Genomic DNA, 20492 nt, shown 5'->3' with positions numbered 1-20492 from the left:
AAGAATAATGGCTATCGAAATCAAAGTACCGGACATCGGGGCTGATGAAGTTGAAATCACCGAGATCCTGGTCAAAGTGGGCGACAAAGTTGAAGCCGAACAGTCGCTGATCACCGTAGAAGGCGACAAAGCCTCTATGGAAGTACCATCTCCGCAGGCGGGTATCGTTAAAGAGATCAAAGTCTCTGTTGGCGATAAAACCCAGACCGGCGCACTGATTATGATTTTCGATTCCGCCGACGGTGCAGCAGACGCTGCACCTGCTCAGGCAGAAGAGAAGAAAGAAGCAGCTCCGGCAGCAGCACCAGCGGCTGCGGCGGCAAAAGACGTTAACGTTCCGGATATCGGCAGCGACGAAGTTGAAGTGACCGAAATCCTGGTGAAAGTTGGCGATAAAGTTGAAGCTGAACAGTCGCTGATCACCGTAGAAGGCGATAAGGCTTCTATGGAAGTTCCTGCTCCGTTTGCAGGCACCGTGAAAGAGATCAAAGTGAACGTGGGTGACAAAGTGTCTACCGGCTCGCTGATTATGGTCTTCGAAGTCGCGGGTGAAGCAGGCGCGGCAGGTCCGGCGGCTAAACAGGAAGCAGCTCCGGCAGCGGCCCCTGCATCAGCAGCTGGCGTGAAAGAAGTTAACGTTCCGGATATCGGCGGTGACGAAGTTGAAGTGACCGAAGTGATGGTGAAAGTGGGCGACAAAGTTGCCGCTGAACAGTCACTGATCACCGTAGAAGGCGATAAAGCTTCTATGGAAGTCCCGGCTCCGTTTGCAGGCGTCGTGAAGGAACTGAAAGTCAACGTTGGCGATAAAGTGAAAACTGGCTCGCTGATTATGATCTTCGAAGTTGAAGGCGCAGCGCCTGCGGCAGCTCCTGCGAAACAGGAAGCGGCAGCGCCGGCTCCGGCAGCAAAAGCTGAAGCCCCGGCAGCAGCACCGGCTGTGAAAGCGGAAGGCAAATCTGAATTTGCTGAAAACGACGCTTACGTTCACGCGACTCCGCTGATCCGCCGTCTGGCACGCGAGTTTGGCGTTAACCTGGCGAAAGTGAAGGGCACTGGCCGTAAAGGTCGTATCCTGCGCGAAGACGTTCAGGCTTACGTGAAAGAAGCTATCAAACGTGCAGAAGCGGCTCCGGCGGTGACTGGCGGCGGTATCCCAGGCATGCTGCCGTGGCCGAAAGTGGACTTCAGCAAGTTTGGTGAAATCGAAGAAGTGGAACTGGGCCGTATCCAGAAAATTTCTGGTGCGAACCTGAGCCGTAACTGGGTGATGATCCCGCATGTTACCCACTTCGACAAAACCGATATCACCGAGCTGGAAGCGTTCCGTAAACAGCAGAACGAAGAAGCGGCGAAACGTAAGCTGGATGTGAAGATAACCCCAGTTGTCTTCATCATGAAAGCCGTTGCTGCAGCTCTTGAGCAGATGCCTCGCTTCAACAGTTCGCTGTCGGAAGACGGTCAGCGTCTGACCCTGAAGAAATACATCAACATCGGTGTGGCGGTGGATACCCCGAACGGTCTGGTTGTTCCGGTATTCAAAGACGTCAACAAGAAAGGCATCATCGAGCTGTCTCGCGAGCTGATGACTATTTCTAAGAAAGCGCGTGACGGTAAGCTGACTGCGGGCGAAATGCAGGGCGGTTGCTTCACCATCTCCAGCATCGGCGGCCTGGGTACTACCCACTTCGCGCCGATTGTGAACGCGCCGGAAGTGGCTATCCTCGGCGTTTCCAAGTCCGCGATGGAGCCGGTGTGGAATGGTAAAGAGTTCGTGCCGCGTCTGATGCTGCCGATTTCTCTCTCCTTCGACCACCGCGTGATCGACGGTGCTGATGGTGCCCGTTTCATTACCATCATTAACAACACGCTGTCTGACATTCGCCGTCTGGTGATGTAAGTAAAAGAGCCGGCCCAACGGCCGGCTTTTTTCTGGTAATCTCATGAATGTATTGAGGTTATTAGCGAATAGACAAATCGGTTGCCGTTTGTTGTTTAAAAATTGTTAACAATTTTGTAAAATACCGACGGATAGAACGACCCGGTGGTGGTTAGGGTATTACTTCACATACCCTATGGATTTCTGGGTGCAGCAAGGTAGCAAGCGCCAGAATCCCCAGGAGCTTACATAAGTAAGTGACTGGGGTGAGGGCGTGAAGCTAACGCCGCTGCGGCCTGAAAGACGACGGGTATGACCGCCGGAGATAAATATATAGAGGTCATGATGAGTACTGAAATCAAAACTCAGGTCGTGGTACTTGGGGCAGGCCCCGCAGGTTACTCCGCTGCCTTCCGTTGCGCTGATTTAGGTCTGGAAACCGTAATCGTAGAACGTTACAACACCCTTGGCGGTGTTTGCCTGAACGTCGGCTGTATCCCTTCTAAAGCACTGCTGCACGTAGCAAAAGTCATCGAAGAAGCCAAAGCGCTGGCTGAACACGGTATCGTCTTCGGCGAACCGAAAACCGATATCGACAAGATTCGTACCTGGAAAGAGAAAGTGATCAATCAGCTGACCGGTGGTCTGGCTGGTATGGCAAAAGGCCGCAAAGTCAAAGTGGTCAACGGTCTGGGTAAATTCACCGGGGCTAACACCCTGGAAGTTGAAGGTGAGAACGGCAAAACCGTGATCAACTTCGACAACGCGATCATTGCAGCGGGTTCTCGCCCGATCCAACTGCCGTTTATTCCGCATGAAGATCCGCGTATCTGGGACTCCACTGACGCGCTGGAACTGAAAGAAGTACCAGAACGCCTGCTGGTAATGGGTGGCGGTATCATCGGTCTGGAAATGGGGACCGTATACCACGCGCTGGGTTCACAGATTGATGTGGTTGAAATGTTCGACCAGGTTATCCCGGCAGCTGACAAAGACATCGTTAAAGTCTTCACCAAGCGTATCAGCAAGAAATTCAACCTGATGCTGGAAACCAAAGTTACCGCCGTTGAAGCGAAAGAAGACGGCATTTATGTGACGATGGAAGGCAAAAAAGCACCCGCTGAACCGCAGCGTTACGACGCCGTGCTGGTAGCGATTGGTCGTGTGCCGAACGGTAAAAACCTCGACGCAGGCAAAGCTGGCGTGGAAGTGGACGACCGTGGTTTCATCCGCGTTGACAAACAGCTGCGTACCAACGTACCGCACATCTTTGCTATCGGCGATATCGTCGGTCAGCCGATGCTGGCACACAAAGGTGTTCACGAAGGTCACGTCGCCGCTGAAGTTATCGCCGGTAAGAAACACTACTTCGATCCGAAAGTTATCCCGTCCATCGCCTATACCGAACCAGAAGTTGCATGGGTGGGTCTGACCGAGAAAGAAGCGAAAGAGAAAGGCATCAGCTATGAAACTGCCACCTTCCCGTGGGCTGCTTCTGGTCGTGCGATCGCTTCCGACTGCGCAGACGGTATGACCAAGCTGATTTTCGACAAAGAATCTCACCGTGTGATCGGTGGTGCGATTGTCGGTACTAACGGCGGCGAGCTGCTGGGTGAAATCGGCCTGGCAATCGAAATGGGTTGTGATGCTGAAGACATCGCACTGACCATCCATGCGCACCCGACTCTGCACGAGTCTGTGGGCCTGGCGGCAGAAGTGTTCGAAGGTAGCATTACCGACCTGCCGAACCCGAAAGCGAAGAAGAAGTAATTCTTCGTTTGCCGGGACATATGGCAATTAAAAAAGCGGCTAACCACGCCGCTTTTTTTACGTCTGTAATTTACCTTTCCAGTCGCCTTGCTCCGCGCTCAGAGAGACGTTCGCGTACTGCTGACCGTTGCTCGTTATTCAGCCTGACAGTATGGTCACTGTCGTTTAGACGTTGTGGGCGGCTCTCCTGAACTTTCTCCCGAAAAACCTGACGTTGCTCAGGTGATGCTGATTGAACACGCTGGCGGGCGTTATCACGTTGCTGTTGGTTCAGTGGGCGCTGCTGTACTTTTTCCTTAAACACCTGGCGCTGTTCGGGAGTTGCAGACTGAATACGCTCACGCGCTGCCTCTCTTCGCTGCTGGTTCTGCGGGTTAGTCTGCATTTTCTCGCGGACTGCCTGGCGCTGCTCAGGAGAGGCGGACTGAATACGCTCACGCGCTGCCTCTCTTCGCTGCTGGATCTGCGGGTTAGTCTGCATTTTCTCGCGGACTGCCTGGCGCTGCTCAGGAGAGGCCGACTGATAACGCTGACGAGCGGCGTCCTTTTGTTGCTGGGTCAGTGGTTGGCGACGGCTGAAGTCGCGGAAGTCGTCATAGCTCCCATAGTGTTCAGCTTCATTAAACCGCTGTGCCGCTGCCTGACGTTGGGTATCTCGCGTAATGACGGGGGCGGCGTGTGTTCGTTGCTGAAACTGACTTGCTGCCGCCTGACGCTGGCTGTCGCGTGTTGGAGCAGGTAACTGCGTGGCGCTCATGCCGCCGTTGACATCGGTTTGATGAAACCGCTTTGCCATATCCTGATCATGATAGGGCACACCATCACGGTAGTTTGGATTGTGCCGCCATGCCATATTCTTATCAGTAAGATGCTCACCGGTGATACGGTTGAAATTATTGACGTCGATATTGATGTTGTCGCCGTTGTGTTGCCAGTCATTACCGTCACGATGACCGCCATCGTGGTGATGATAATCATCATCGTCATGATGATGATGGTCATGATCGTCGTCATCCCAGTCGATGCTGCTGAATAGCGCGTACGTGGTAGCAACGCCCATGCTATAGCCGAATCCGCGCACAAAGCTGTCAACAAACGGTTCTCCGGCTGGTGGTGGCAGATAAACCGGCGGATACGCAGTATTGGCCCAGTTCCCGTAAACCACGGTTGGGTTGTAGTTGGGAATATAGACCACATCAGGATTGGCGGGCTCAATAGAAATGACGGTTGTTGCCGGCTCTGTAATGACGTGGTTGGCAGTTAAAACGGTATTGGATGGTATGACGGGAGCCGTGACTGTCTGTGTTACCGGTACAGTTTTCTTCGTTGTGGTAATAACTTTCTGTTCGGTTGATGACTTCAGCGAGCCGGTTTGTTGCGCCAGTTGCCGCAATCGCTGTACCGAGTCCATCACGTCCTGCGGCTGCGCCAGAAAAGCATCGCCCAGGTTTTGCACCCATTGCGGGTTTTCGCCCATCAACGCCATCAACTGTGGAAAGGCTACCAGTGATTTGACGCTTGCATCCCACGGCTGGTCAGATACCGCCTGAATAGCAGCATCGCCTTGTTTAAGTGGATTATCGTGCGACCATTGCACTGCTTGCGCAACGTTTGTCGGATAGGTTGATGCCATTAACACTTGTGAAAGCAGAGAGTCGGGGTACAGCGCGACAGGCGCAACCCATTGATCTATTTGTGCAGTGTTGAATGCGGATTTGACGACGGCGGGTGTTACGGGAGGCGCGGAAACCGTTGCAGGAAGCGTAACCGCGGCAGCGTCAGACACAGTCAGTTGTGTCGATTGCGCTTCCACAGGCGCTTCCACTGTGCGGCTTTTTATATATAGCCCGGCAGAGGCGGCACAAAGCCCGGCACTGCAAATTAGCGCCAGCACATGGGGTTTAAACGGCAAAGTCATTTTCATAATTCGGATCTCAAGGAAATCGCAATGGTCGGCGAACTGCCACCCGCAGGTGCTGAGAATCCGAGTATAAAGAGGCGGTAGTTTAAATTTTGACTAATCTTGGGATTCGTTGAGAAAGGTGATTATCACCATGCGAATTAATGAAGTTTTTACGGAGGGAAACAATCTCTAGACCATCCTTAACGATTCAGCCACTTTTTTATGTTGCTTTTTTGTAAACGGATTAACACATCGTCAAAATCCTGCTATTCTGCCCGTTGCGGTACTGGGCATTTACCCTACAAACTGCTGTCTCACAGGAGCGTGAAGAGAATCGCCTGCCGCACTATGACAATGAGAGCGAGGAGAACCGTCGTGCTAGAAGAATACCGTAAGCACGTAGCTGAGCGTGCCGCTGAGGGGATTGCGCCCAAACCCCTGGATGCAAACCAAATGGCCGCGCTTGTAGAGCTGCTGAAAAACCCGCCCGCGGGCGAAGAAGAATTCCTGTTAGATCTGTTAACCAACCGTGTTCCCCCAGGCGTCGATGAAGCCGCCTATGTAAAAGCAGGCTTCCTGGCTGCTATTGCTAAAGGCGAAGCCAAATCCCCTCTGCTGACTCCGGAAAAAGCTATCGAACTGCTGGGCACCATGCAGGGTGGTTACAACATTCATCCGCTGATCGACGCGCTGGATGATGCCAAACTGGCACCGATTGCTGCCAAAGCACTTTCTCACACACTGCTGATGTTCGATAACTTCTATGACGTAGAAGAGAAAGCCAAAGCAGGCAATGAATATGCTAAGCAGGTAATGCAGTCCTGGGCGGATGCCGAATGGTTCCTGAATCGCCCGGCGCTGGCTGAAAAACTGACCGTTACCGTCTTTAAAGTCACTGGCGAAACCAACACCGATGACCTCTCTCCGGCACCGGATGCGTGGTCACGCCCGGATATCCCACTGCACGCGCTGGCGATGCTGAAAAACGCCCGTGAAGGTATTGAGCCAGACCAGCCAGGTGTTGTTGGTCCGATCAAACAGATTGAAGCTCTGCAACAGAAAGGTTTTCCGCTGGCGTACGTCGGTGACGTTGTGGGTACGGGTTCATCGCGTAAATCCGCCACGAACTCCGTTCTGTGGTTTATGGGCGATGATATTCCACATGTGCCGAACAAACGCGGCGGTGGTTTGTGCCTCGGCGGTAAAATTGCACCCATCTTCTTTAACACGATGGAAGATGCGGGTGCACTGCCAATTGAAGTGGACGTCTCTAACCTGAACATGGGTGACGTAATTGACGTTTACCCGTACAAAGGTGAAGTGCGTAACCACGAAACCGGCGAACTGCTGGCGACCTTCGAGCTGAAAACCGACGTGCTGATTGATGAAGTGCGTGCCGGTGGTCGTATTCCGCTGATTATCGGGCGTGGCCTGACCACCAAAGCGCGTGAAGCACTTGGTCTGCCGCACAGCGATGTGTTCCGTCAGGCGAAAGATGTCGCTGAGAGCGACCGCGGCTTCTCGCTGGCGCAGAAAATGGTAGGTCGTGCCTGCGGCGTGAAAGGCATTCGTCCGGGCGCGTACTGCGAACCGAAAATGACTTCTGTAGGTTCACAGGACACCACCGGCCCGATGACCCGTGATGAACTGAAAGACCTGGCGTGCCTGGGCTTCTCGGCTGACCTGGTGATGCAGTCTTTCTGCCACACCGCGGCGTATCCGAAGCCAGTTGACGTGAACACGCACCACACGCTGCCGGACTTCATTATGAACCGTGGTGGTGTGTCGCTGCGTCCGGGTGACGGCGTAATCCACTCCTGGCTGAACCGTATGCTGCTGCCGGATACCGTCGGTACCGGTGGTGACTCCCATACCCGTTTCCCGATCGGTATCTCTTTCCCGGCGGGTTCTGGTCTGGTGGCATTTGCAGCCGCAACAGGCGTCATGCCGCTGGATATGCCGGAATCCGTTCTGGTGCGCTTCAAAGGCAAAATGCAGCCGGGCATCACCCTGCGCGATCTGGTACACGCTATTCCGCTGTATGCGATCAAACAAGGTCTGCTGACCGTTGAGAAGAAAGGCAAGAAAAACATCTTCTCAGGTCGCATTCTGGAAATTGAAGGTCTGCCGGATCTGAAAGTTGAGCAGGCCTTTGAGCTGACCGATGCGTCCGCCGAGCGTTCTGCTGCCGGTTGTACCATTAAGCTGAACAAAGAACCGATCATTGAATACCTGAACTCTAACATCGTCCTGCTGAAGTGGATGATTGCCGAAGGTTACGGCGATCGTCGTACCCTGGAACGCCGTATTCAGGGCATGGAAAAATGGCTGGCGAATCCTGAGCTGCTGGAAGCCGATGCAGATGCGGAATACGCGGCAGTGATCGACATCGATCTGGCGGATATTAAAGAGCCAATCCTGTGTGCTCCGAACGATCCGGATGACGCACGTCCGCTGTCTGCGGTACAGGGTGAGAAGATCGACGAAGTGTTTATCGGTTCCTGCATGACCAACATCGGTCACTTCCGTGCTGCGGGTAAACTGCTGGATGCGCATAAAGGCCAGTTGCCGACCCGCCTGTGGGTGGCACCGCCAACCCGTATGGACGCCGCGCAACTGACGGAAGAAGGCTACTACAGCGTCTTCGGTAAGAGTGGTGCGCGTATCGAGATCCCTGGCTGTTCCCTGTGTATGGGTAACCAGGCGCGTGTAGCAGACGGTGCGACGGTGGTTTCCACCTCTACCCGTAACTTCCCGAACCGTTTGGGTACTGGCGCGAATGTCTTCCTGGCTTCTGCGGAACTGGCTGCTGTTGCGGCGCTGATTGGCAAACTGCCGACGCCGGAAGAGTACCAGACCTACGTGGCACAGGTGGATAAAACTGCCGTTGATACTTACCGTTACCTGAACTTCAACCAGCTTTCTCAGTACACCGAAAAAGCGGACGGGGTGATTTTCCAGACTGCGGTGTAACAGCCTGAAAATAGCTCAGGTGTTCTCCTGAATACCTGACAAGTAACACTTCTTTAAACCCCCTTTCTGCTCAAGGAAAGGGGGTTTATTTTTATTCCTTATTCTTTTCCACCTTTTAATCTTGCATAGTGCTGCGATAATTAAACCTAAGGTGCAATGCAGTAATGGCGCATTGCCGGGAGCAGAGGAACACACTATGGATTACGAATTTCTGCGTGATATTACCGGAGTGGTAAAGGTGCGTATGTCCATGGGGCATGAAGTGGTCGGGCACTGGTTTAACGAAGAGGTGAAAGAAAACCTGGCCTTGCTTGATGAAGTAGAAGACGCCGCGCGCACGCTCAAAGGTAGCGAACGTTCCTGGCAGCGGGCAGGGCATGAGTACACGCTATGGATGGACGGCGAAGAAGTGATGGTTCGCGCCAATCAACTGGAATTCGCTGGCGATGAAATGGAAGAGGGGATGAACTACTACGACGAAGAAAGCCTGTCGCTATGCGGCGTTGAGGATTTTCTGCAGGTGGTGGCTGCTTATCGTAATTTCGTGCAGCAAAAGTAAATAAATCTGGCGGAGCCCGCGAGCTCCGCCAGAGCCGTTAAACAGCGGGCATATTGCGCCCGTAATAAATCTCGCGCATTTCTTTCCACAGCGCAGCGGTAATTTCCTGGCGCTCGCTGTCGGTTAAATCTTCCGGTTTGGTGTGGAACATATAGTGCTTAAGGTCGAACTCTTTAAGCAACATCTTGGTATGGAAGATATTTTCCTGATAGACGTTTACATCCACCATGTCATACAGCGCCTTCATATCGTCAGACATAAAGTTCTGAATCGAATTAATCTCATGGTCGATAAAGTGCTTCATACCGTTAATGTCGCGAGTAAAACCGCGCACGCGATAATCAATGGTTACGATATCGGACTCAAGCTGGTGGATCAGGTAATTCAGCGCCTTCAGCGGAGAAATCACGCCGCAGGTAGAGACTTCAATATCGGCGCGGAAGGTACATAAACCGCCTTCAGGATGACTTTCCGGGTAGGTATGTACGCAAATATGACTTTTATCGAGATGGGCAACGACCGTTTCTGGCAGTGGGCCGGGGTGTTCTGTTTTGTCGATGAGTTTCGGGTCAACCGGTTCTTCACTCACCAGAATAGTGACGCTGGCACCCTGTGGTTCGTAATCCTGGCGGGCGATGTTAAGAATATTGGCCCCGATAATGGAACAGGTTTCTGACAAGATTTCGGTCAGACGGTTGGCATTATAGAGTTCATCGATATAAGCAATATAACCGTCGCGTTCTTCGGCAGTTTTGGCGTAGCAGATATCGTAAATACAAAAACTCAGACTTTTGGTCAGATTATTAAAGCCATGCAGTTTCAGTTTTTTCAATTTCTTATCTTCTCCTTAGGACGGCTGTGAAGCCAGTGCGTCTTGCAGATACTGAGGTAAGGCAAAAGCTGCCGTATGGATTGCCGGATTGTAATAACGGCATTTCAGGCCAGAAGCGAGAAAACGCGCCTGAATAATTTCGGTTGAGAGATGGCGTAAGGCATCGTTATCTGTCGCCCATGCAAAGGTCATGATGCCGCCGTAATAGGTCGGGATCGCCGCCTGATAAAAGCCAACGTCGCTGAAGTAATGGCTGAGTTTGCGATGACTGTCGATAGCCTCTTCCTGCTGTAAAAAGCAGACGCCGTTTTGTGCGACGAAGATACCGCCAGGATTCAGGCAGCGTTTACAACCTTCATAAAATGCTGAGGTGAACAGACTTTCGCCGGGACCGATAGGATCGGTGCAGTCGGAGATAATGACATCAAAAGTCTGGTTGGTTTGATTAACGAAATTGACGCCATCGTCGATCACCAGTTTAAAGCGCGGATCGTCGTAGCTACCAGCGTTATGGTTGGGTAGATACTGACGGCAGAACGACACGACACTCGCATCGATTTCCACCATCGTGATTGACTCAACGTTTTTATGTCGGGTCACTTCACGCAGCATGGCACCGTCGCCGCCGCCGATAATCAGCACATGTTTCGCGTGACCGTGGGCCAGTAGCGGAACATGGGTCATCATCTCATGATAGATAAACTCGTCGCGCTCGGTGGTTTGTACTACGCCATCCAGCGCCATTACGCGGCCAAATGCAGCGTTCTCAAAAATGATCAGATCCTGGTGATCGGTCTTTTCATGATACAGAACGTTATCTACCGCAAAGTACTGCCCAAACTGGTCGTGTAGCGTTTCATGCCACTGTTTTTTTTCGGCCATGGGTTGATACCTCCTTTGTTAACACCCGTAAAAAAAGGGCGCAACATAATAGCTAACATTGACCGCGGATGCACGGTCAATATTTCTACAAAAAGGTATCAGGGATTATTTGACGTAGGCAAGCAGGCTTAAGGAATCGCGAGCCAGGGCTTTGCACTTTTTAGCGACGGGAATGCCAATGCCGCTGAGATCGCGGTAGCTGTCTTCACCGAGGGTTTTCATGTCGAAGGTGTCGTAATTACTGAGATCCCACTGGTTTTGCTGGGCGAAAAAGACCAGTGCGCGACGAATTTGCCCGTTAGGTAAGTTCTGGTAACCACAATCGTTCTTCAGAAAGACAAAAACTGCCGTTAAATCGGCCATATCTTCGGCTTCAGACTCGCTGAGCGCGTAACTGTTTGCGCAGACGGCCATCAGGCTGCCGAATAACACTGTTCTGAAAAACGTCTTCATTGCTTCTACCAGGGGCTTAAAGAAGATAAACGTTAGCACACTGCGAGCGAGGCGACGACCATTATTGTCGATTAAATTGTGTCTGCGGCTTGACCTTCCCGTAAGGGGAAGGACTATGCTCAACGTTTGATTTTGTTTCGCCTGCTTAAGAATAAGGAAATAACTATGCAACGTCGTGATTTCTTAAAATATTCCGTCGCGCTGGGCGTGGCTTCGGCTTTACCGCTGTGGAGCCGCGCAGTATTTGCGGCGGAACGCCCAACGTTACCGATCCCTGATTTGCTCACGACCGATGCCCGTAATCGCATTCAGTTAACTATTGGCGCAGGCCAGTCCACCTTTGGCGGGAAAACCGCAACTACCTGGGGCTATAACGGCAATCTGCTGGGGCCGGCGGTGAAATTACAGCGCGGCAAAGCGGTAACGGTTGATATCTATAACCAACTGACGGAAGAGACGACGTTGCACTGGCACGGGCTGGAAGTACCGGGTGAAGTCGACGGCGGCCCGCAGGGAATTATTCCGCCAGGTGGCAAGCGCTCGGTGACGTTGAACGTTGATCAACCTGCCGCTACCTGCTGGTTCCATCCACATCAACATGGCAAGACCGGGCGACAGGTGGCGATGGGGCTGGCTGGTCTGGTGGTGATTGAAGATGACGAGATCCTGAAATTAATGCTGCCAAAACAGTGGGGTATCGATGATGTTCCGGTGATCGTTCAGGATAAGAAATTTAGCGCTGACGGGCAGATTGATTATCAACTGGATGTGATGACCGCCGCCGTGGGCTGGTTTGGCGATACGTTGCTGACCAACGGTGCAATCTACCCACAACACGCTGCCCCGCGTGGTTGGCTGCGCCTGCGTTTGCTCAATGGCTGTAACGCCCGCTCGCTCAATTTCGCCACCAGCGACAATCGCCCGCTGTATGTGATTGCCAGCGACGGTGGTCTACTACCTGAACCGGTGAAGGTGAGCGAGCTGCCGGTGCTGATGGGCGAGCGTTTTGAAGTGCTGGTGGAGGTTAACGACAACAACCCCTTTGACCTGGTGACGCTGCCGGTCAGCCAGATGGGAATGGCGATTGCGCCTTTTGATAAGCCGCATCCGGTAATGCGGATTCAGCCGATTGCCATTAGTGCCTCTGGTGCTTTGCCAGACACATTAAGTAGCCTGCCAGCATTACCTTCGCTGGAAGGGCTGACGGTACGTAAGCTGCAACTCTCTATGGACCCGATGCTCGATATGATGGGGATGCAGATGCTGATGGAGAAATATGGCGATCAGGCGATGGCCGGGATGGATCACAGCCAGATGATGGGCCATATGGGGCACGGCAATATGAATCATATGAACCACGGCGGGAAGTTCGATTTCCACCATGCCAATAAAATCAACGGTCAGGCGTTTGATATGAATAAGCCGATGTTTGCGGCGGCGAAAGGGCAGTACGAACGTTGGGTTATCTCTGGCGTGGGCGACATGATGCTGCATCCGTTCCATATTCACGGCACGCAGTTCCGTATCTTGTCAGAAAATGGCAAACCGCCAGCGACTCATCGCGCAGGCTGGAAAGATACCGTTAAGGTAGAAGGTAATGTCAGCGAAGTGCTGGTGAAGTTTAATCACGATGCACCGAAAGAACATGCTTATATGGCGCACTGCCATTTGCTGGAGCATGAAGATACGGGGATGATGTTAGGGTTTACGGTATAAAAAGACCGTATTCGGAAATATGCCCGGATCTCTCCGGGCATTATGGTTACTTCACATCATCCGGCAGCGCATAAGCCACAATATAGTCGCCCATCTTCGTACCAAATGAACCGTGACCGCCTGCGGAGATCACCACATACTGCTTACCATTCACTTCATAGGTCATTGGCGTAGCCTGACCACCCGCCGGTAAACGGCCCTGCCACAGTTTTTCACCGTTGCTCATGTTGTAAGCGCGCAGGTAGTTATCTGCCGTAGCGGCGATAAACAGTACGTTACCCGCTGTGGAGATTGGCCCGCCCAGCATCGGCATACCCATATTGAACGGCACCGGTACAGGCATCGGGAACGGCATACTGTCCTGCGGCGTACCAATACGTTTCTTCCACACCACTTCATTGGTTTTCAGATCCAGCGCCGAGATATAGCCCCATGCTGGCTGTTTACATGGCAGACCAAACGGTGAGAGGAACGGATTGAGCGTGACGCCATACGGTACACCGTACTGCGGCTGAATGCCGGATTCCGTACCCGTGCCTTTGGCATCTTTCGGCTGTTCCATCGGATTACCCGGACCGCGCGGGATCAGTTTCGAAACAAACGGCAGTGCCATTGGGTTGGCAATTGCCACTTCACGATTCGGATCAACGGAAATCCCGCCCCATTCGAACATCCCCAGGTTACCAGGGAAGACCAGAGTACCCTGTTCAGATGGTGGGGTGAAAATGCCTTCATAGCGCATCTGGTGGAACATCACGCGGCACACCAGCTGGTCAAACATGGTGGCTCCCCACATATCCGCACCGCTCAAATCTTTCGTCGGACGGAAGCTCAGTTCCGAGAAGGGTTGAGTTGGGGTGACGTAATCGCCTTTCGCTGCACCTTGAGGAACCGGTTTTTCCGGGGCCGGAACCACCAGTTCGCCGTTACGACGATCGAGCACAAAAATGTTGCCGGTTTTCGCTGGAGCATAAATGACCGGAACCTTTTGACCGTTAACGGTGATGTCCGCCAGCGTCGGCTGTGCCGGAAGATCCATATCCCACAGGTCGTGGTGAACGGTCTGGTAGCTCCACGCCAGTTTCCCGGTTGTGGCATTCAGCGCCAGAATCGAGCTGGCATAACGTTCCTGTTCCGGTGTGCGGTTACCGCCCCAGATATCCGGCGTGGTCACGCCCATCGGCAGATAGACCAGATCCAGCTTCGCGTCATAGGCCGCTGGTGCCCACGAGTTTGGTGAGTTAAAGGTAAAGGTGTGTTCGTCAGACGGGATTGCGTTCGGATCTTTCGCGCCCGGATCAAAAGCCCACAGCAGCTCCCCGGTGTTGACATCAAAACCACGGATCACGCCAGACGTTTCGCGGGTTGAGAAGTTATCGGTGACTGAACCGGCCATCACGATGGTTTTATCGGTGATAATCGGCGGCGAAGTCGGCTCATACAGACCCGGTTTGGTGTCTGGCATATTGCTTTGCAGATTGAGCACGCCTTTATTAGCGAAGGTTTCGCACAGCTTGCCGTTTTCAGCGTTAATCGCAATCAGGCGACCATCATTGACCGGAAGAATGATACGACGCGGGCAATCCGCCATCACTTCTGGCGAGGCCGTTTCTGCTTTGGCTTCATGATAAGAGACGCCACGGCAGGTTACGTGCTGGAAAGACTCGTTGGTTTTCAGTTCAGGATCGTAATGCCATTTCTCTTTGCCGCTGGCGGCATCGAGCGCAAACAGGCGCTGGTGAGCGGTACACAGGTAAAGGGTGTCGCCCACTTTAATCGGCGTCACTTCATTGGTGATTTCGCCCGGATCGTTCGGCTGCTTCACATCTCCAGTACGGAACACCCAGGCTTCTTTCAGGTTATGGACGTTATCGGCGTTAATCTGTTTCAGCGGCGAAAAGCGTTGACCTTCCTGATTGCGACCATACGCAGGCCAGTCCTGATCGGCAACCGGTGAGATGGCTTCGGCAGGTGTGGCATCGGCGCTTAAGGTGCCGTTGATTTCCTGCGGATCGTTAAATCCCGCCCAGGTGAGGATTCCGCCACTAATCAGCAACGCCACCACCAGAGCGGCAACTGCGCCGCTGGCAGGAATGACCAGGCGACGCCAGACAAACGGCAGGATCAGCCAGATGCCGAAGAAGACCAGAATGTCGCTGCGCGGAGTCAGCGCCCAGAAGTCGAAACCAACTTCCCAGACGCCCCAAATCATGGTGCCGAGCAGCAGGGCGGCGTATAGCCAAAGCGCGGCGCGTTTACTGCGCCACAGCATCCAGGCGACGCCGAGCATCACAAGGCCAGCGATAGGGTAGTACCAGGAGCCGCCAATCGCGACCAGCCAGCCTCCGCCAATGAGTAGATACAGCCCGCAAAGCGCTGCAAAAAGGGCTGTTAGCGTGACGAGTAATCGTCGCGAGCCTGTATTGTTAATTGCCATAAAGAGACACCATTTCAATTCATTAATATTTTAGTAGCAATTAATTATAGGTTTTAACATGTGTGATCGTCATCACAATTCGAGCTTTATTAACAGATTCCGCGAATGAATAGTTTTACTGGTATACTGCGTGTCTTGCGCTTTGTTGCGGTGCCAAAACCTGCCCGTGCGAAGTGATTTGTTTTTAAATCATATGGTTAGAGATATGAAACATACTGTAGAAGTAATGATCCCCGAAGCGGAGATTAAAGCGCGTATCGCCGAACTGGGTCGTCAGATTACTGAGCGTTACAAAGACAGCGGCAGCGATATGGTGCTGGTGGGTCTGCTGCGTGGCTCATTTATGTTTATGGCGGACCTGTGTCGTGAAGTTCAGGTATCTCATGAAGTCGATTTTATGACCGCCTCCAGCTACGGTAGCGGCATGTCCACCACCCGTGATGTGAAAATCCTCAAAGATCTGGATGAAGATATCCGTGGCAAGGACGTGCTGATTGTTGAAGATATCATCGACTCGGGTAATACACTGTCGAAAGTGCGTGAGATCTTAAGCCTGCGCGAACCGAAGTCGTTGGCGATTTGTACGCTGCTGGATAAACCGTCCCGTCGTGAAGTGAACGTCCCGGTAGAATTCATCGGTTTCTCGATCCCGGATGAGTTTGTGGTGGGTTACGGCATTGATTACGCACAGCGTTACCGTCATCTGCCGTATATCGGCAAAGTGATTCTGCTGGACGAGTAAGTGTGAAGTTGCCGGATGTGTTGCATCCGGCATGGCATTTTTATTTGTGGTTGGCGTGTTTCAGCTTGAGATTGGAAATCCCGTGACGGTAACGTTGCTCAAGAGTTTCGCGGTTGGTCGCTGTGACATCCAGATCACGCAGCAAGCCGTCGTGAATGCCGTAGGCCCAGCCGTGAATGGTGACTTTCTGCCCGCGTTTCCACGCTGATTGCATAATGGTGGAGTGGCCCAGGTTATACACCTGTTCCATGACGTTCAGTTCACACAAGGTATCCAGACGGCGCTCTTGCGGCATTTCGCCGAGCAATGAGCTATGTTTGAACCAGATATCACGGATATGCAGCAGCCAGTTGTTGATAAGCCCCAGTTCCGGGTTTTCAACTGCGGCTTGTACGCCGCCACAACCGTAGTGGCCACAGATAATAATGTGTTCAACTTCGAGTACATCCACTGCATACTGAACCACGGAAAGGCAGTTCAGGTCAGTGTGAATGACCAGGTTAGCAACATTACGGTGAACAAAGAGTTCGCCCGGCTCAAGACCGGTTAAACGTTCTGCAGGAACGCGACTGTCGGAACATCCAATCCATAGAAAGCGCGGTTTTTGCGCTTGTGCCAGTTTCTCAAAAAACCCGGGATCCTCTTCCACCAGCATTTTTGACCATAGTGCATTGTTGCTGATGAGTGTATCTATGTCTTTCATGGAGGTTAACGACCTGTAACCAAATAATTACGTTTGGCTAATATAGGGCAACTCCGGGACGATTTAAACCACAGATAAAGTGTAAGAACGTAAGGTAAGTAAAAATTTATGACCATTGCACTGGAACTTCAACAGCTTAAAAAAACCTATCCAGGCGGCGTTCAGGCGCTTCGTGGAATAGATTTGCAGGTCGAAGCGGGTGATTTTTATGCGCTTCTCGGGCCGAACGGGGCCGGGAAATCGACCACTATCGGTATTATCAGCTCTCTAGTAAATAAAACCTCCGGGCGGGTCAGCGTATTTGGTTACGATCTCGAGAAGGATGTCGTGAACGCTAAACGTCAGTTGGGACTGGTGCCGCAGGAATTTAACTTCAACCCGTTTGAAACCGTGCAGCAAATTGTGGTGAATCAGGCAGGGTACTACGGTGTGGAGCGCAAAGAAGCGTACATCCGCAGCGAAAAGTATCTTAAACAGCTCGATCTATGGGGAAAACGCAACGAACGTGCGCGTATGTTATCTGGCGGGATGAAGCGCCGTTTAATGATTGCCCGTGCGTTAATGCATGAACCTAAACTACTGATTCTCGACGAGCCTACCGCAGGCGTGGATATTGAACTTCGCCGCTCAATGTGGGGCTTTTTGAAGGATTTAAACGACAAAGGCACCACCATCATTCTCACCACACACTACCTGGAAGAAGCAGAAATGCTGTGCCGCAATATCGGCATTATTCAACACGGTGAGCTGGTGGAAAATACCTCGATGAAGGCGCTGCTGGCAAAGCTGAAATCGGAAACCTTTATTCTCGATCTCGCACCGAAAAGCCCGTTACCGAAGCTCGATGGCTATCAGTATCGACTGGTCGATACCGCGACGCTGGAAGTTGAAGTGCTGCGTGAGCAGGGGATCAACAGCGTATTTACGCAGTTAAGTGAGCAGGGCATTCAGGTATTAAGTATGCGTAACAAAGCTAACCGTCTGGAAGAGCTGTTTGTTTCACTGGTTAATGAAAAACAAGGAGATCGCGCATGATGCATCTTTACTGGGTGGCACTAAAAAGCATCTGGGCGAAAGAGATCCATCGCTTTATGCGTATCTGGGTGCAGACGCTGGTGCCACCGGTCATCACCATGACCCTTTACTTTATTATCTTCGGTAACCTGATTGGTTCGCGTATTGGCGATATGCATGGCTTCAGCTACATGCAGTTCATTGTACCGGGGCTGATCATGATGTCGGTGATCACCAACGCCTACGCTAACGTCGCGTCATCATTTTTTGGTGCCAAGTTCCAGCGTAATATTGAAGAGCTGCTGGTAGCGCCGGTTCCGACTCACGTCATTATTGCCGGATATGTCGGCGGTGGCGTGGCGCGTGGTCTGTTTGTTGGCATTCTGGTGACGGCAATTTCACTGTTTTTTGTGCCGTTTCAGGTGCATTCGTGGGTATTTGTCGCTTTAACGCTGGTGCTCACGGCGGTGTTGTTCTCCCTTGCGGGTTTGCTGAACGGCGTGTTTGCCAAAACGTTCGATGACATCAGCCTGGTGCCAACCTTTGTGTTAACGCCACTTACGTATTTGGGCGGGGTCTTTTACTCACTGACTTTGTTGCCGCCGTTCTGGCAAGGGCTGTCGCACCTGAACCCAATCGTTTATATGATCAGTGGTTTCCGCTACGGCTTCCTCGGTATCAATGATGTTCCGCTGGTCACTACCTTCGGTGTACTGGTGGTCTTTATTGTGGCGTTTTATTTGATCTGTTGGTCGCTGATCCAACGTGGACGTGGTTTGCGTAGCTAAGGCTATTTCCTCTCCTCTGGATTTGGGGGAGAGGAGTTTTGACGGCTATCACCCTTTATCAACAATGGTCAGGGTAGACTGATTTTCGGCTAAGGAGGAAGGCGATGTTAGGTTGGGTAATTACCTGTCACGATGACCGGGCGCAAGAGATACTGGATGCGCTGGAGAAAAAACATGGGGCACTTCTTCAGTGCCGGGCCGTGAATTTCTGGTGCGGATTAAGTTCTAATATGCTCAGCCGCATGATGTGCGATGCTCTGCATGAAGCGGACTCTGGTGAGGGTGTCATCTTCTTAACCGATATAGCCGGAGCGCCACCGTACCGCGTGGCTTCATTATTAAGCCACAAACACTCCCGTTGCGAAGTGATTTCTGGTGTCACGTTACCGTTAATTGAGCAGATGCTGGTCTACCGTGAAACGTTATCCAGCGCAGAGTTTCGCGAGCGTATTGTCGAACTGGGTGCGCCGGAGGTGAGTAGTCTTTGGCACCAGCAACAAAAAAATCCGCCTTTCGTCCTCAAACATAATTTGTATGAGTATTAACCCGCGATTCTGATGGCACTTTTGCTACAATAAAAGCGTTGTTTCACCCTCGGTTATTTTTTCATGTACAAACAAGCTGTTATTCTCCTGCTGATGCTGTTTACCGCAAGCGTCAGTGCCGCATTACCTGCCCGTTATATGCAAACCATCGAAAATGCTGCGGTCTGGGCGCAAATTGGCGACAAGATGGTGACCGTGGGGAATATTCGGGCCGTGCAAATCATTGCCGTGGAGCCCACTGCCGCAAGTTATTACGCATTTAATTTTGGCTTTGGTAAAGGGTTTATCGATAAAGGTCATCTTGAGCCGGTTCAGGGGCGACAAAAAGTTGAAGATGGTTTGGGTGACCTCAACAAGCCGCTGAGTAATCAGAACTTAATAACCTGGAAAGATACGCCGGTCTTCAACGCGCCGAGTGCGGGCAGTGCGCCGTTTGGGGTACTGGCGGACAATTTGCGCTACCCAATTTTGCATAAACTGAAAGACAGGTTAAATCAAACCTGGTATCAGATCCGTATTGGCGATCGACTGGCCTATATCAGCGCGCTGGATGCCCAACCCGATAATGGCCTGCCGGTGCTAACCTATCACCATATTCTGCGCGACGAAGAAAATACCCGTTTTCGCCATACTTCGACGACCACCTCGGTACGCGCTTTCAATAACCAGATGGCCTGGCTGCGCGACAGGGGATACGTGACACTGAGCATGGCGCAACTGGAAGGTTACGTGAAGAATAAGATCAATCTCCCTGCGCGAGCGGTGGTGATTACCTTTGATGATGGCCTAAAGTCGGTGAGCCGCTATGCGTATCCTGTGTTGAAACAATATGGCATGAAGGCGACGGCGTTTATTGTTACCTCGCGCATCAAACGTCACCCGCAGAAGTGGGACCCAAAATCGCTGCAATTTATGAGCGTTTCTGAACTTAACGAAATTCGCGATGTATTTGATTTCCAGTCACATACCCATTTTTTGCATCGGGTGGATGGTTATCGCCGACCCATATTACTGAGCCGTAGTGAGCACAATATCCTGTTTGATTTTGCACGTTCACGCCGCGCTCTGGCGCAATTTAATCCGCATGTCTGGTATCTTTCGTATCCGTTTGGCGGATTTAATGACAAAGCCGTGAAGGCAGCAAAAGAAGCCGGATTTCACCTGGCGGTGACAACCATGAAAGGCAAAGTAAAACCGGGGGATAATCCGTTGTTACTAAAACGACTTTATATCTTAAGAACGGATTCGCTGGAGACAATGTCGCGGCTGGTGAGTAACCAGCCGCAGGGGTGATTA

General features: G+C 52.1%; 16 protein-coding genes. 10 read left to right on the top strand and 6 right to left on the bottom strand.

What is annotated here, in order from left to right; all coding sequences use genetic code 11:
- The first annotated feature begins 7 nt into the window (after positions 1-7).
- Positions 8-1900: a pyruvate dehydrogenase complex dihydrolipoyllysine-residue acetyltransferase gene (aceF, locus tag ACJHYD_RS06140; RefSeq protein ID WP_001550612.1), complete on the top strand. Its 1893-nt coding sequence runs from the start codon at positions 8-10 to the stop codon at positions 1898-1900.
- A gap of 324 nt (positions 1901-2224) precedes the next feature.
- Positions 2225-3649: a dihydrolipoyl dehydrogenase gene (lpdA, locus tag ACJHYD_RS06135; protein WP_000102485.1), complete on the top strand. Its 1425-nt coding sequence runs from the start codon at positions 2225-2227 to the stop codon at positions 3647-3649.
- A gap of 70 nt (positions 3650-3719) precedes the next feature.
- On the opposite strand, the gene ACJHYD_RS06130 is transcribed toward lpdA, so the two are convergent.
- Positions 3720-5573: a DUF3300 domain-containing protein gene (locus ACJHYD_RS06130; protein WP_001552008.1), complete on the bottom strand. Its 1854-nt coding sequence runs from the start codon at positions 5571-5573 to the stop codon at positions 3720-3722.
- A 354-nt stretch (positions 5574-5927) separates the two neighbouring features.
- Between ACJHYD_RS06130 and acnB the strand changes: the two genes are divergently transcribed.
- Together acnB and yacL are read left to right on the top strand one after the other, a co-directional pair.
- Positions 5928-8525 (top strand): bifunctional aconitate hydratase 2/2-methylisocitrate dehydratase, encoded by a 2598-nt coding sequence (acnB, locus tag ACJHYD_RS06125; RefSeq protein WP_001307570.1) that lies wholly within the window; start codon positions 5928-5930, stop codon positions 8523-8525.
- Positions 8526-8721: 196 nt separating this feature from the next.
- On the top strand, positions 8722-9084 hold the full coding sequence (gene yacL, locus ACJHYD_RS06120) for a protein YacL (RefSeq protein WP_000384304.1): 363 nt from the start codon (positions 8722-8724) through the stop codon (positions 9082-9084).
- A gap of 37 nt (positions 9085-9121) precedes the next feature.
- Here yacL and speD read toward each other — a convergent pair whose 3' ends face one another.
- The 3 genes from speD to ACJHYD_RS06105 form a co-directional block, all read right to left on the bottom strand.
- Positions 9122-9916 (bottom strand): adenosylmethionine decarboxylase, encoded by a 795-nt coding sequence (speD, locus tag ACJHYD_RS06115; protein WP_000734287.1) that lies wholly within the window; start codon positions 9914-9916, stop codon positions 9122-9124.
- Between the two features lie 15 nt (positions 9917-9931).
- Complete coding sequence (gene speE, locus ACJHYD_RS06110; protein WP_000818425.1) at positions 9932-10798, bottom strand: polyamine aminopropyltransferase; 867 nt, start codon at positions 10796-10798, stop codon at positions 9932-9934.
- Positions 10799-10903: 105 nt separating this feature from the next.
- A complete protein-coding gene (locus ACJHYD_RS06105; RefSeq protein WP_014639061.1) occupies positions 10904-11251 on the bottom strand; it encodes a YacC family pilotin-like protein in 348 nt (115 codons plus the stop codon).
- A gap of 165 nt (positions 11252-11416) precedes the next feature.
- Here ACJHYD_RS06105 and cueO point away from each other — a divergent pair, with 165 nt between their 5' ends.
- Positions 11417-12967: a multicopper oxidase CueO gene (cueO, locus tag ACJHYD_RS06100; protein ID WP_001550615.1), complete on the top strand. Its 1551-nt coding sequence runs from the start codon at positions 11417-11419 to the stop codon at positions 12965-12967.
- Between the two features lie 46 nt (positions 12968-13013).
- Here cueO and gcd read toward each other — a convergent pair whose 3' ends face one another.
- Complete coding sequence (gene gcd, locus ACJHYD_RS06095) at positions 13014-15404, bottom strand: quinoprotein glucose dehydrogenase (RefSeq protein WP_001306211.1); 2391 nt, start codon at positions 15402-15404, stop codon at positions 13014-13016.
- Between the two features lie 205 nt (positions 15405-15609).
- On the opposite strand from gcd, the gene hpt reads away from it, so the two are divergent.
- Entirely contained in the window at positions 15610-16146 is a 537-nt protein-coding gene (gene hpt, locus ACJHYD_RS06090) for a hypoxanthine phosphoribosyltransferase (RefSeq protein ID WP_000683335.1), read from the top strand.
- Positions 16147-16186: 40 nt separating this feature from the next.
- Here the strand turns inward: hpt and can are convergent, their stop codons facing one another.
- Complete coding sequence (can, locus tag ACJHYD_RS06085) at positions 16187-16849, bottom strand: carbonate dehydratase (RefSeq protein ID WP_000651599.1); 663 nt, start codon at positions 16847-16849, stop codon at positions 16187-16189.
- A gap of 108 nt (positions 16850-16957) precedes the next feature.
- Between can and ACJHYD_RS06080 the strand changes: the two genes are divergently transcribed.
- The 4 genes from ACJHYD_RS06080 (at position 16958) to ACJHYD_RS06065 (ending at position 20489) form a co-directional block, all read left to right on the top strand.
- Positions 16958-17884 (top strand): ABC transporter ATP-binding protein, encoded by a 927-nt coding sequence (locus tag ACJHYD_RS06080; RefSeq protein ID WP_000150637.1) that lies wholly within the window; start codon positions 16958-16960, stop codon positions 17882-17884.
- Positions 17881-18651 carry an ABC transporter permease gene (locus ACJHYD_RS06075; RefSeq protein ID WP_000972203.1) on the top strand — a complete coding sequence of 257 codons (771 nt, stop codon included), beginning with the start codon at positions 17881-17883 and terminating at the stop codon, positions 18649-18651. Before ACJHYD_RS06080 ends, ACJHYD_RS06075 begins: the two co-directional genes overlap by 4 nt.
- Positions 18652-18755: 104 nt before the next feature.
- Positions 18756-19196, top strand: a complete 441-nt coding sequence (locus ACJHYD_RS06070; protein WP_001550616.1) for a PTS sugar transporter subunit IIA — start codon at positions 18756-18758, stop codon at positions 19194-19196.
- Positions 19197-19259: 63 nt separating this feature from the next.
- Complete coding sequence (locus ACJHYD_RS06065) at positions 19260-20489, top strand: polysaccharide deacetylase family protein (protein ID WP_069903797.1); 1230 nt, start codon at positions 19260-19262, stop codon at positions 20487-20489.
- The last annotated feature ends 3 nt before the right edge of the window (positions 20490-20492 follow it).

The organism is Escherichia sp. WS1368, from assembly GCF_046487485.1.
GTDB lineage: Bacteria > Pseudomonadota > Gammaproteobacteria > Enterobacterales > Enterobacteriaceae > Escherichia > Escherichia coli.
This window is presented reverse-complemented; position numbering and strand designations above follow the sequence as displayed.

What these genes read in the sequence shown, in the direction of transcription:
- speE (WP_000818425.1), bottom strand. Translation starts at nt 10,798, where the DNA reads ATGGCCGAAAAAAAACAGTGGCATGAAACGCTACACGACCAGTTTGGG.
- hpt (WP_000683335.1), top strand. Translation starts at nt 15,610, where the DNA reads ATGAAACATACTGTAGAAGTAATGATCCCCGAAGCGGAGATTAAAGCG.
- aceF (WP_001550612.1), top strand. Translation starts at nt 8, where the DNA reads ATGGCTATCGAAATCAAAGTACCGGACATCGGGGCTGATGAAGTTGAA.
- ACJHYD_RS06130 (WP_001552008.1), bottom strand. Translation starts at nt 5,573, where the DNA reads ATGAAAATGACTTTGCCGTTTAAACCCCATGTGCTGGCGCTAATTTGC.
- lpdA (WP_000102485.1), top strand. Translation starts at nt 2,225, where the DNA reads ATGAGTACTGAAATCAAAACTCAGGTCGTGGTACTTGGGGCAGGCCCC.
- ACJHYD_RS06075 (WP_000972203.1), top strand. Translation starts at nt 17,881, where the DNA reads ATGATGCATCTTTACTGGGTGGCACTAAAAAGCATCTGGGCGAAAGAG.
- ACJHYD_RS06105 (WP_014639061.1), bottom strand. Translation starts at nt 11,251, where the DNA reads ATGAAGACGTTTTTCAGAACAGTGTTATTCGGCAGCCTGATGGCCGTC.
- gcd (WP_001306211.1), bottom strand. Translation starts at nt 15,404, where the DNA reads ATGGCAATTAACAATACAGGCTCGCGACGATTACTCGTCACGCTAACA.
- yacL (WP_000384304.1), top strand. Translation starts at nt 8,722, where the DNA reads ATGGATTACGAATTTCTGCGTGATATTACCGGAGTGGTAAAGGTGCGT.
- cueO (WP_001550615.1), top strand. Translation starts at nt 11,417, where the DNA reads ATGCAACGTCGTGATTTCTTAAAATATTCCGTCGCGCTGGGCGTGGCT.
- ACJHYD_RS06065 (WP_069903797.1), top strand. Translation starts at nt 19,260, where the DNA reads ATGTACAAACAAGCTGTTATTCTCCTGCTGATGCTGTTTACCGCAAGC.
- can (WP_000651599.1), bottom strand. Translation starts at nt 16,849, where the DNA reads ATGAAAGACATAGATACACTCATCAGCAACAATGCACTATGGTCAAAA.
- ACJHYD_RS06080 (WP_000150637.1), top strand. Translation starts at nt 16,958, where the DNA reads ATGACCATTGCACTGGAACTTCAACAGCTTAAAAAAACCTATCCAGGC.
- ACJHYD_RS06070 (WP_001550616.1), top strand. Translation starts at nt 18,756, where the DNA reads ATGTTAGGTTGGGTAATTACCTGTCACGATGACCGGGCGCAAGAGATA.